At 62.7% G+C, this 12,645-nt stretch carries 7 protein-coding genes and 3 rRNA genes; 1 reads left to right on the top strand and 9 read right to left on the bottom strand.

Features of this window, described 5'->3' with window-relative positions; translation table 11 throughout:
• Nucleotides 1-3: 3 nt before the first annotated feature.
• From D1369_RS34535 to D1369_RS34495, 9 genes are all read right to left on the bottom strand, one after another.
• Nucleotides 4-912: an FHA domain-containing protein gene (locus D1369_RS34535; RefSeq protein ID WP_007380580.1), complete on the bottom strand. Its 909-nt coding sequence runs from the start codon at nucleotides 910-912 to the stop codon at nucleotides 4-6.
• A gap of 61 nt (nucleotides 913-973) precedes the next feature.
• Complete coding sequence (locus tag D1369_RS34530) at nucleotides 974-1,813, bottom strand: DUF881 domain-containing protein (RefSeq protein ID WP_037899254.1); 840 nt, start codon at nucleotides 1,811-1,813, stop codon at nucleotides 974-976.
• A gap of 5 nt (nucleotides 1,814-1,818) precedes the next feature.
• The gene (locus D1369_RS34525) at nucleotides 1,819-2,151 is read right to left on the bottom strand and encodes a small basic family protein (RefSeq protein WP_003988855.1); all 333 of its coding nucleotides are present in this window, start codon (nucleotides 2,149-2,151) and stop codon (nucleotides 1,819-1,821) included.
• Nucleotides 2,148-3,044: a DUF881 domain-containing protein gene (locus D1369_RS34520; protein WP_237557605.1), complete on the bottom strand. Its 897-nt coding sequence runs from the start codon at nucleotides 3,042-3,044 to the stop codon at nucleotides 2,148-2,150. Before D1369_RS34520 ends, D1369_RS34525 begins: the two co-directional genes overlap by 4 nt.
• Nucleotides 3,045-3,148: 104 nt before the next feature.
• Nucleotides 3,149-5,644, bottom strand: coding sequence for a mannose-1-phosphate guanyltransferase (locus tag D1369_RS34515; RefSeq protein WP_007380583.1), 2,496 nt, complete (start codon nucleotides 5,642-5,644; stop codon nucleotides 3,149-3,151).
• 114 nt (nucleotides 5,645-5,758) lie between these two features.
• On the bottom strand, nucleotides 5,759-6,367 hold the full coding sequence (locus D1369_RS34510; protein ID WP_007380584.1) for a CDP-alcohol phosphatidyltransferase family protein: 609 nt from the start codon (nucleotides 6,365-6,367) through the stop codon (nucleotides 5,759-5,761).
• A gap of 109 nt (nucleotides 6,368-6,476) precedes the next feature.
• Nucleotides 6,477-6,593: ribosomal RNA gene (rrf, locus tag D1369_RS34505) — 5S ribosomal RNA — on the bottom strand.
• A gap of 70 nt (nucleotides 6,594-6,663) precedes the next feature.
• Nucleotides 6,664-9,785, bottom strand: a 23S ribosomal RNA gene (locus D1369_RS34500).
• Between the two features lie 300 nt (nucleotides 9,786-10,085).
• Nucleotides 10,086-11,613, bottom strand: a 16S ribosomal RNA gene (locus D1369_RS34495).
• Together the 16S, 23S and 5S rRNA genes form the textbook arrangement of a ribosomal RNA operon.
• Nucleotides 11,614-12,168: 555 nt before the next feature.
• Between D1369_RS34495 and D1369_RS34485 the strand changes: the two genes are divergently transcribed.
• A complete protein-coding gene (locus D1369_RS34485) occupies nucleotides 12,169-12,618 on the top strand; it encodes a PTS glucose transporter subunit IIA (RefSeq protein WP_007380587.1) in 450 nt (149 codons plus the stop codon).
• The last annotated feature ends 27 nt before the right edge of the window (nucleotides 12,619-12,645 follow it).

Genomic DNA, 12,645 nt, shown 5'->3' with positions numbered 1-12,645 from the left:
GGGTCAGTAGCCCTGCTGGCTCGCGTAGAACACCAGCCGGTACTTGCCGATCTGCACCTCGTCGCCGTTGTTCAGAGCGACCGCGTCGATCCGCTCGCGGTTGACGTAGGTGCCGTTGAGACTGCCCACGTCGGACACCGTGAACGAACCGTCCTGACCGCGGCGGAACTCCACGTGCCGACGCGAGACCGTGACGTCGTCGAGGAAGATGTCGCTCTGCGGGTGACGGCCGGCCGTGGTCAGCTCGCCGTCCAGCAGGAAACGGCTGCCCGAGTTCGGTCCGCGGCGCACCACCAGGAGCGCGGAGCCCAGCGGGAGGGCGTCGACGGCCGCCTGCGCCTCCGGGGAGAGCGCCGGCATCTGGGTCTGACCGGTGACCTCGGAGTCGTAGGCCTCGAGACCCGAGATGGAGATGGTGGAGGTCGTCTCCGAGGGGCGCTCGGGCACGGCACCGGGCCGCAGCGGGGCGCCGCAGTTGGAGCAGAAGCGGCTGTTCTCCGCGTTGCGGTTACCGCACCTCGTACACACCAGGGCCGACATAGGGGAAAACCCTCCACCCGTACTTGAGGTTGACGGCTGCCCGAAACCTATGCCGCCGGACTGGGCAGGGTCAACAGACGGCACGCCCTGACCTCCGGAAACGTCACCACCCTGACCGGCGACCTGGTCCCGGAACAGCGGGCGCTGACCCTCGGCGTCGGGCTGTGCGCGATGACGAGCGGTCGCGTTGTTGTCGCTACCTTCTCGGGCGCTCTTGCCGAACAACTTCGCAAACAACTTCACGGGCGATTCCCCTTGACCGAAACAGACCCGCCCGTGGGGCAGGACGAACCCTGATTGAACACACCGGTCGACCCGGACATCCTCACAACGTCCGTTTCCACCTGACAGTTTCCACCACGCACCACCCATTCGGTGCGCCGACCCCCCGCAACCTCATGCCCTGGCCGGATGCCCCCCATGCACCGCCGGTTCACTGGGAGGACGACCGAGCGTAGTCAGGCCGCTTCGCCGCTCGCAAGGCGTCCACGACGATCTTGCCCGACCGCTCGACGGTAATGGTGGCCTGCTCCTTCTCGAGCGTCTGCACCACGCCTCCAGGGATGTTCAGCGCCGGTTCGAGGTCCTGCGGATTGCCGATGACCTTGAAACGAAACGGCGCGGTGATCTTGTTCCCGTCGACGCTCACGCTCTTGCCCGCGTCCGACAGATAGGTTCCCGCGACGACGCGTACGCCGTTCACCTGGATCGCCTCCGCGCCTGCCGCCCGCAGCTCCTGGATCGCGTCGAGCAGCATGTCCGCCTCGACCGTCCCCTTGTTGTCCTCGATCGTCATCGTGATGCCCGGCCCCTGAGCGGCCACCGTGCCCGCGAGGATGCCGAGTTGCCGCTCCTTCTCGACCGTCTGCTTGCGGGCCTCCTCGGCCTGGTCGGAGCTGTTCTCCAGCTCGTCCCGCTGCTTCTCGAGGCCCTGCTTCTCGTCTTCAAGACGCTGAGTACGGTCGTCCAGTTCATCGAGGATGCGGACAAGATCTTCCTGCCTCGCGCCCCGCAGCGCGCTGTCACTGTCGCTGTTGGACGCCACCTGGACGGCGAGGCCGAATCCGAGGCCGAACAGCAGGACGGCGACGATGAGTTGGGCCCGCGTCACGCGGGGCGGCCACAGCCCCTGCACAAGCCGTTGACGACCGGTCAGCCCGGGCTCCGCAGCCGGCGCGCCGGGCCCCTCGGTCTCCTCTGCCGGCGTCGCCGGGAGTTCCTCGGGCAGTTCCTTGCGCAGCCTGCCGCCGGGGGTCTCTTCCTGTTCGCTCATCGGCGTCACGCCCGGAAGACGTGCCGACGGATCGCCGCGGCATTGGAGAAGATCCGGATGCCGAGCACGACGACGACACCGGTCGACAGTTGGGCGCCCACGCCCAACTTGTCGCCCAGGAACACGATCAACGCGGCCACGACCACGTTCGACAGGAACGACACGACGAAGACCTTGTCGTCGAAGATGCCGTCGAGCATGGCCCGCAGCCCTCCGAACACTGCGTCGAGCGCCGCCACCACGGCGATCGGCAGATAAGGCTCGACGACCGCCGGAACCTCAGGCCGGACCAACAGGCCGGCCACGACTCCCACGACGAGGCCCAGTACGGCGATCACGATGTGCCCTTCTCAGTTCTCGGCTCTGCTGTACGTACGATCACACTCGGTGCGGCCGGCAGCCGGAGGTCGTCCTCCGCGGAGATGGCGGTCCGGATGCCGTAGTTCTCTTGCAGGGCGTGCAGATACAGCCCGTCGGCGCTGTCCTGGAACCTGGTGCTCAGCCGCTGCCCGTCCCCCACCGCGAGCACCGTATACGGCGGAACCAGCGGCTTGTTGTCGACCAGTATCGCGTCACCCGCGGCCCTGATCGCCGACAGCGCGGTCAGCCGCTGTCCGTTGATGGAGATGGCCTCGGCCCCCGACTCCCACAGCCCGTTCACGACCCGCTGCATGTCACGGTCGCGCACTCGCCCGGTGTCGGAGAACCCCGACGTCTCTCGCGGGTTCCCGTCGCCCCCCGTACTGGCTTCCTTGGCATCGTTCACGACCAGTTTGACGCCCGGCCCGTGGACCTCCACGGCGCCCGAGAGGATGCCCACGAGGTCGGCCTGGCCGCTGTCGCCCGTGTGCTTGAGCGCCTCTCGCTGCCGCGTGGTCACGTCGTCGCGCAGCTGGTCGACGCTCTCCTCGAGCTTGTCCGCCGTCCCGGTCTCCCGGTCGATACGGTCGATGAGCTCCTCGCGCTCCTTGGCCACGACCGGAGCGGCCACCCGCGCCTGCGCCGCCCCCACGGTCACCACGAGAGCGGCGAGCACCAGCCCGAGGGCCAGACCCAGCCTGGCCCGCAACGTCTTGGGCAGCCCACCCTCACCGGCCGCCTTCTTGCGGTCTGCGGCCTCCGCGTACCCGTCGTCGAGGCTGTGGTCCATGACGTTGGTGAGCAGCGACATGGAGGCGTCCGGGCGCGACGGGCGCGTGGGGGTGCTCCGAATGGGGGGCTGCTGCGGCATGCCGCACATCGTCGCACGTCGCGGCCCCTACCTCCGAATGGCCCCATCGGCGTGCCGGACAGGCCCCTTTGGGGACACATGTCCGGCACGCGCGTGTGCGCGGCTCAGCGGCCGGCGCTGTCCACCACCGCCGACCACTCGTCGAGCAGGGCCTGCGCGGACGCGTCGTCGGGCCCCTCGGCCCACAGATGGGTCACCGCCTCCGCCGGGTCCGGCAGCACCATCACCCAGCGTCCGTCGGTCTCGACGACCCGGACACCGTCGGTCGTGTCGACAAAGCGATCGCCCGCCGCCTCCACGACCCTGCGCATCACCAGCCCCTTGACGGCCCACGGGGTCGCCAGATCCCGCTTGAGGACATGCGCCCGCGGAATCCGCGCGTCGATCTGGCTGAGCGTGAGCTGCGTCCGCGCCACCAGCCCGATCAGCCGTACGAAGGCCGCCGTACCGTCGAAGACACTGCTGAACTCCGGGATGATGAAGGCACCCTTGCCGTCACCGCCGAAGATCGTCGAGTCGTCGCGCCCGACCCGGGTCAGATCGTCGGGCGAGGTGGTCGTCCACTCGACCTGCGTGCCGTGATACGCCGCCACCTGCTCGGCGATCCGCGTGGTGGTCACCGGCAGCGCCACCCGGCCGCTGCGCCGCTCGGCGGCCACCAGGTCGAGCATGACGAGCAGGGCTCGGTCGTCCTCGATGATCCGGCCCTTCTCGTCCACCAGGGACAGCCGCTCACCCACCGGGTCGAACCGCACACCGAACGCGGCCCGCGCGGACGCCACGATCTCGCCCAGCCGCACGAGCCCGGACCGCCGGGCATCCGCCGTCTCCGTCGGCCTGGACTCGTCGAGCCCCGGGTTGATGGTCAGCGAGTCCACCCCGAGTTTCCCGAGCAGACTCGGCAGCACCAACCCCGCACTGCCGTTCGACGCGTCCACGACGACCTTCAGCCCGGCCTCGGAGATCCCGGTGATGTCGACGTTCCGCAACAGTGATCCGGTGTACGAGTCGAAGACGCTCGCCGGGAAGTGCAGGTCCCCGATCTCGCCGGGGAACGCGCGCCGGTACTCCTGCCGCGCGAACACCCGGTCCAGCTTTCGCTGGCTGCCCTGGGAAAGGTCCGCGCCTCGCCCGTCGAAGAACATGATGTCCACGGAATCCGGCACCCCGGGCGTGGTCCGGATCATGATCCCGCCGGCGCTCCCTCGCGCGGTCTGCTGCCGCGCGACGGGCAGCGGCACGTTCTCCAGGTCGCGTACGTCGATGGCGCTGGCCTGCAGAGCGGAGATGACCGCCCGCTTCAGTGCCCGCGCGCCACGGGAGTGGTCGCGGGCGGTGGTGACGGTCGAACCCTTCTTGAGGGTCGTCGCGTAGGCGCCGGCCAGCCGGACCGCGAGTTCAGGGGTGATCTCGACGTTCAGGATGCCGGAGACGCCACGGGCGCCGAAAAGATGCGCCTGGCCCCTGGACTCCCAGATGACCGAGGTGTTGACGAAGGCACCGGCTTCGATGGTCTTGAACGGGTAGACCCGCACATTCCCCTGAATAATCGATTCCTCGCCGACGAGGCACTCGTCGCCGATGACCGCGCCGTCCTCGATACGGGCCGCCCGCATGATGTCGGTGTTCTTCCCGACGACACAGCCACGGAGATTGCTCTGCTGCCCGACATACACGTTGTCGTGCACGACGGCCTTGTGCAGAAACGCCCCGCTCTTCACGACCACGTTCGAGCCCACGACGGTGTGCTCACGGATCTCGGCGCCGGCCTCGACCTTGGCGTAGTCACCGATGTACAGCGGACCACGAAGAACGGCGTCGGGATGTACCTCGGCTCCCTCGGCCACCCACACGCCAGGAGAGATCTCGAAGCCGTCGATCTCGACGTCGACCTTGCCTTCGAGAACGTCGGCCTGCGCCTTCACGTAGCTTTCGTGCGTGCCGACGTCCTCCCAGTAGCCCTCCGCGATATAGCCGTAGACCGGCTTGCCTTCCTTCATCAGCTGAGGAAAGACGTCACCAGACCAGTCCACGGGCACATCGGGGTCGACGTAGTCGAAGACCTCGGGCTCCATGACGTAGATACCCGTGTTCACGGTGTCCGAGAAGACCTGGCCCCAGGTCGGCTTCTCCAGGAAGCGCTCGACCTTGCCTTCCTCGTCGACGATGGTGATGCCGAACTCGAGCGGATTGGGCACACGCGTCAGACAGACGGTGACCAGTGCGCCCTTTTCCTTGTGAAAGTTGATGAGCTCGGTGAGGTCGAAGTCGGTCAGGGCATCACCGGAGATGACGAGGAAAGCATCGTCCTTCAACGCCTCTTCGGCGTTCTTGACGCTCCCGGCGGTACCGAGTGGCTTCTCCTCATTGGCATAGGAGAGCTCCATTCCGAGCTCTTCACCGTCACCGAAGTAGTTCTTGACCAGTGAGGCCAGGAACTGCACGGTGACGACGGTCTCGTTGAGCCCATGCCTTTTGAGCAGCCGCAGCACGTGCTCCATGATCGGCCGGTTTACCACCGGCAGGAGCGGCTTGGGCATGCTCGAGGTCATGGGACGAAGGCGTGTGCCTTCGCCTCCGGCCATCACGACGGCCTTCATGTCGGAAGCGTCCTCCTTAAAAGATGACGGTCCAGCCGACTTCACCCGTCCAGATTGTCCCGCACTTTTCCGCCGGGGGCCATTGAGCCGCTACGGCCGTGGCAATGGGCGAGTTCAGTCGGCCTGGGCGTCCGCACGGACCAGTCGGCGGACTTGGACCACATAGAGCACTCCTGCCCACCAGTACAGGGTTGTACCCCATCCGGCGAACGCCCATCCGAAAATAGCAGCGAGTGACGAGATCCAACCAGTTCCGTCACTGAGCAAGAGCAGCGGGAAGGCGTACATCAGGTTGAAGGTGGCGGCCTTGCCAAGGAAGTTCACCTGCGGCGGCGGATAACCGTGACGCCTGAGGATGCCCACCATCACCAGGAGAACCAGCTCTCGCAAGAGCAGTACAGCCGTCAACCAAAGTGGCAGAATCTCGCGCCAGGTGAGACCGACCAGGGTCGAGAGAATGTAGAGACGGTCGGCGGCGGGGTCGAGCAGCCGGCCGAGGCTGCTGATCTGGTTCCACCGCCGGGCCAGCTTGCCGTCCAGGTAGTCGCTGATACCGCTCAGAGCCAGTACCAGCAGTGCCCAGGTGTCACTCTTGGGCCCTCCGAACTCGGGCCTGAGGATCAGCCACAGGAAGAGCGGCACCCCAACGAGCCGCGCCATGCTGAGGATGTTGGGGATGGTGAGGACCCGGTCCGTCTGGACCCGGGTCTCCTGGACCTCCACCCGGGGGCCTCCTGTGGGAAACGTGCGAACGATGCTCCCTGACCCTACCTCAACGCAAAAAAGCTCTGGCTCTTGAGCTGTGTGCCCAAGAGCCAGAGCTCTAAAAGGAGTTCGGCGGTGTCCTACTCTCCCACAGGGTCCCCCCTGCAGTACCATCGGCGCTGTAAGGCTTAGCTTCCGGGTTCGGAATGTAACCGGGCGTTTCCCTCACGCTATGACCACCGAAACACTATGAAGTTCGACCGGAAAAAGACACAGTCGTTGCCTCAGAACTAACACAGTGGACGCGAGCAACTGAGGACAAGCCCTCGGCCTATTAGTACCGGTCACCTCCACCCATTACTGGGCTTCCAGATCCGGCCTATCAACCCAGTCGTCTACTGGGAGCCTTAACCCCTCAAGGGGGTGGGAGTCCTCATCTCGAAGCAGGCTTCCCGCTTAGATGCTTTCAGCGGTTATCCCTCCCGAACGTAGCCAACCAGCCATGCCCTTGGCAGGACAACTGGCACACCAGAGGTTCGTCCGTCCCGGTCCTCTCGTACTAGGGACAGCCCTTCTCAAGACTCCTACGCGCACAGCGGATAGGGACCGAACTGTCTCACGACGTTCTAAACCCAGCTCGCGTACCGCTTTAATGGGCGAACAGCCCAACCCTTGGGACCGACTCCAGCCCCAGGATGCGACGAGCCGACATCGAGGTGCCAAACCATCCCGTCGATATGGACTCTTGGGGAAGATCAGCCTGTTATCCCCGGGGTACCTTTTATCCGTTGAGCGACGGCGCTTCCACAAGCCACCGCCGGATCACTAGTCCCGACTTTCGTCCCTGCTCGACCCGTCGGTCTCACAGTCAAGCTCCCTTGTGCACTTACACTCAACACCTGATTACCAACCAGGCTGAGGGAACCTTTGGGCGCCTCCGTTACTCTTTAGGAGGCAACCGCCCCAGTTAAACTACCCATCAGACACTGTCCCTGATCCGGATCACGGACCCAGGTTAGACATCCAGCACGACCAGACTGGTATTTCAACGACGACTCCACCTGAACTGGCGTCCAAGCTTCACAGTCTCCCAGCTATCCTACACAAGCCGAACCGAACACCAATATCAAACTGTAGTAAAGGTCCCGGGGTCTTTCCGTCCTGCTGCGCGAAACGAGCATCTTTACTCGTAGTGCAATTTCACCGGGCCTATGGTTGAGACAGTCGAGAAGTCGTTACGCCATTCGTGCAGGTCGGAACTTACCCGACAAGGAATTTCGCTACCTTAGGATGGTTATAGTTACCACCGCCGTTTACTGGCGCTTAAGTTCTCAGCTTCGCCACACCGAAATGTGACTAACCGGTCCCCTTAACGTTCCAGCACCGGGCAGGCGTCAGTCCGTATACATCGCCTTACGGCTTCGCACGGACCTGTGTTTTTAGTAAACAGTCGCTTCTCGCTGGTCTCTGCGGCCACCCCCAGCTCGAGGAGCAAGTCCTCTCACCAGTGATGGCCCCCCTTCTCCCGAAGTTACGGGGGCATTTTGCCGAGTTCCTTAACCATAGTTCACCCGAACGCCTCGGTATTCTCTACCTGACCACCTGAGTCGGTTTAGGGTACGGGCCGCCATGAAACTCGCTAGAGGCTTTTCTCGACAGCATAGGATCATCCACTTCACCACAATCGGCTCGGCATCAGGTCTCAGCCTTATGTGCGACGGATTTACCTATCACACGGCCTACACCCTTACCCCGGGACAACCACCGCCCGGGCTGGACTACCTTCCTGCGTCACCCCATCACTCACCTACTACAAGTCTGGTTCGCCGGCTCCACCACTTTCCTTTCCCCGAAGGGTCCGGAACGGCTTCACGGACTTAGCATCGCCTGGTTCGATGTTTGACGCTTCACAGCGGGTACCGGAATATCAACCGGTTATCCATCGACTACGCCTGTCGGCCTCGCCTTAGGTCCCGACTTACCCTGGGCAGATCAGCTTGACCCAGGAACCCTTAGTCAATCGGCGCACACGTTTCCCACGTGTGTATCGCTACTCATGCCTGCATTCTCACTCGTGAACCGTCCACCACTAGCTTCCGCTGCAGCTTCACCCGGCACACGACGCTCCCCTACCCATCACAGCGGGCGTTGGCCCTCATGCTGCAATGACACGACTTCGGCGGTACGCTTGAGCCCCGCTACATTGTCGGCGCGGAATCACTAGACCAGTGAGCTATTACGCACTCTTTCAAGGGTGGCTGCTTCTAAGCCAACCTCCTGGTTGTCTCTGCGACTCCACATCCTTTCCCACTTAGCGTACGCTTAGGGGCCTTAGTCGATGCTCTGGGCTGTTTCCCTCTCGACCATGGAGCTTATCCCCCACAGTCTCACTGCCGCGCTCTCACTTACCGGCATTCGGAGTTTGGCTAAGGTCAGTAACCCGGTAGGGCCCATCGCCTATCCAGTGCTCTACCTCCGGCAAGAAACACACGACGCTGCACCTAAATGCATTTCGGGGAGAACCAGCTATCACGGAGTTTGATTGGCCTTTCACCCCTAACCACAGGTCATCCCCCAGGTTTTCAACCCTGGTGGGTTCGGTCCTCCACGAAGTCTTACCTCCGCTTCAACCTGCCCATGGCTAGATCACTCCGCTTCGGGTCTTGAGCGTGCTACTCAAACGCCCTATTAGGACTCGCTTTCGCTACGGCTACCCCACCCGGGTTAACCTCGCAACACACCGCAAACTCGCAGGCTCATTCTTCAAAAGGCACGCAGTCACGACGCATTGAGTAAACTCAATGCGCGACGCTCCCACGGCTTGTAGGCACACGGTTTCAGGTACTATTTCACTCCGCTCCCGCGGTACTTTTCACCATTCCCTCACGGTACTATCCGCTATCGGTCACCAGGGAATATTTAGGCTTAGCGGGTGGTCCCGCCAGATTCACACGGGATTTCTCGGGCCCCGTGCTACTTGGGTGTCTCTCAAACGAGCCGCTGATGTTTCGACTACGGGGGTCTTACCCTCTACGCCGGACCTTTCGCATGTCCTTCGCCTACATCAACGGTTTCTGACTCGTCTCACAGCCGGCAGACTGTGAAAGAGAGATCCCACAACCCCGCATGCGCAACCCCTGCCGGGTCTCACACGCATACGGTTTGGCCTCATCCGGTTTCGCTCGCCACTACTCCCGGAATCACGGTTGTTTTCTCTTCCTGCGGGTACTGAGATGTTTCACTTCCCCGCGTTCCCTCCACATACCCTATGTGTTCAGGTATGGGTGACAGCCCATGACGACTGCCGGGTTTCCCCATTCGGAAACCCCCGGATCAAAGCCTGGTTGACGACTCCCCGGGGACTATCGTGGCCTCCCACGTCCTTCATCGGTTCCTGGTGCCAAGGCATCCACCGTGCGCCCTTAAAAACTTGGCCACAGATGCTCGCGTCCACTGTGCAGTTCTCAAACAACGACCAGCCACCCGTCACACACCACTTACGCGATGCTTCACCGGGGCCGGTATCAGAGGGGGTTCATTCCCTCAGACACCCAACAGCGTGCCCGACACCCTCGCCACTCGTGATCAGCTTTCCACGCTCCGAAGAGCAGTACTGGCAGCCCGAGATGACTGAAAGTGCCGAATAATCAACGTTCCACCCATGAGCAACCAGCATCAGACATTCGCTGATGTACTGGCCTCTGACCGAGCGAACCCGGTAAGAAGTGCTCCTTAGAAAGGAGGTGATCCAGCCGCACCTTCCGGTACGGCTACCTTGTTACGACTTCGTCCCAATCGCCAGTCCCACCTTCGACAGCTCCCTCCCCACAAGGGGGTTGGGCCACCGGCTTCGGGTGTTACCGACTTTCGTGACGTGACGGGCGGTGTGTACAAGGCCCGGGAACGTATTCACCGCAGCAATGCTGATCTGCGATTACTAGCAACTCCGACTTCATGGGGTCGAGTTGCAGACCCCAATCCGAACTGAGACAGGCTTTTTGAGATTCGCTCCACCTCACGGTATCGCAGCTCATTGTACCTGCCATTGTAGCACGTGTGCAGCCCAAGACATAAGGGGCATGATGACTTGACGTCGTCCCCACCTTCCTCCGAGTTGACCCCGGCGGTCTCCTGTGAGTCCCCATCACCCCGAAGGGCATGCTGGCAACACAGGACAAGGGTTGCGCTCGTTGCGGGACTTAACCCAACATCTCACGACACGAGCTGACGACAGCCATGCACCACCTGTACACCGACCACAAGGGGGGCACCATCTCTGATGCTTTCCGGTGTATGTCAAGCCTTGGTAAGGTTCTTCGCGTTGCGTCGAATTAAGCCACATGCTCCGCTGCTTGTGCGGGCCCCCGTCAATTCCTTTGAGTTTTAGCCTTGCGGCCGTACTCCCCAGGCGGGGAACTTAATGCGTTAGCTGCGGCACCGACGACGTGGAATGTCGCCAACACCTAGTTCCCACCGTTTACGGCGTGGACTACCAGGGTATCTAATCCTGTTCGCTCCCCACGCTTTCGCTCCTCAGCGTCAGTAATGGCCCAGAGATCCGCCTTCGCCACCGGTGTTCCTCCTGATATCTGCGCATTTCACCGCTACACCAGGAATTCCGATCTCCCCTACCACACTCTAGCTAGCCCGTATCGAATGCAGACCCGGGGTTAAGCCCCGGGCTTTCACACCCGACGTGACAAGCCGCCTACGAGCTCTTTACGCCCAATAATTCCGGACAACGCTTGCGCCCTACGTATTACCGCGGCTGCTGGCACGTAGTTAGCCGGCGCTTCTTCTGCAGGTACCGTCACTTTCGCTTCTTCCCTGCTGAAAGAGGTTTACAACCCGAAGGCCGTCATCCCTCACGCGGCGTCGCTGCATCAGGCTTTCGCCCATTGTGCAATATTCCCCACTGCTGCCTCCCGTAGGAGTCTGGGCCGTGTCTCAGTCCCAGTGTGGCCGGTCGCCCTCTCAGGCCGGCTACCCGTCGTCGCCTTGGTGAGCCATTACCTCACCAACAAGCTGATAGGCCGCGGGCTCATCCTTCACCGCCGGAGCTTTCAACCCGCACAGATGCCCGTGCGAGTGGTATCCGGTATTAGACCCCGTTTCCAGGGCTTGTCCCAGAGTGAAGGGCAGATTGCCCACGTGTTACTCACCCGTTCGCCACTAATCCCCACCGAAGTGGTTCATCGTTCGACTTGCATGTGTTAAGCACGCCGCCAGCGTTCGTCCTGAGCCAGGATCAAACTCTCCGTGAATGTTTACCCGTAATCGGGTGCACACACACGAGAGCGGAACAACCACCGGAATAAGGCGGTCGTTCACAGCGTCCTCGCTGTGTTTATTTCAAAGGAACCTCGCCACCGGAACAAGTCCGATGGACGGGGTATCAACATATCTGGCGTTGATTTTTGGCACGCTGTTGAGTTCTCAAGGAACGGACGCTTCCTTTGTACTCACCCTCTCGGGCTTTCCTCCGGGCGCTTCCCTTCGCTGTTCCAAACTCTATCAGTGTTTTTCCGGCCCTCTGACCACCGTCCTGCAGACATGCAGAAAGTGACCCCGAGATAGGATCTGACAAGTTGGATGCTGCCAGGCTGGGACGCTCGGTGGCGCCGCTCGGCCTCAAGCAGGAGTACGACTGTACACGGGGCCTCGAAGACGGTGCAAATCCATTGGGCTGGTGGTCTAGACCACCAGCCGGTATCTTCCGTGCGGAACCCTTACTTCATCTGACATACGCTGCTGGACAGCGCCGCCCGAGACAAGCAGTGACGGCGCATATACGCAGCTCCACCCCTGGGAGGCTTCCCATGACCACCGTGACGTCCCCTCTTGCAGGACGCGCCATCGGACTGGCCGCAGTGCCGGATCCGGTCTTCTCCGGGGCCATGGTCGGCCCGGGTACGGCGATCGAACCCGTGCATGAACCGTCCGAGGCCGTCGCGCCCGTCGACGGTGTGATCGTCTCTCTCCACCCGCACGCGTTCGTCGTCGTGGACGAGCAGGGACACGGCGTGCTCGTGCACCTCGGAATCGACACCGTGCAGCTCAACGGTGAGGGCTTCGAGCTGCTGGTGAGCAAGGGCGACACCGTCACGCGCGGTCAGGCGATCGTGCGCTGGAATCCGGCCGCCGTCGTAGCCGCCGGCAAATCCACCGTCTGCCCGGTCGTGGCACTGGAGGCCACGGTCGAGGCTCTCTCCGAACTCCGTGACAACGGCGATGTGAAGGCCGGAGACAGTCTGTTCAGCTGGAAGTGACGTCAGTGCCGTCGTACTACGGCGACT

Source organism: Streptomyces sp. CC0208, from assembly GCF_003443735.1.
GTDB lineage: Bacteria > Actinomycetota > Actinomycetes > Streptomycetales > Streptomycetaceae > Streptomyces > Streptomyces sviceus.
The sequence above is the reverse complement of the archived record's forward strand: the minus strand, read 5'-3'. Positions and strand labels throughout refer to the sequence as shown.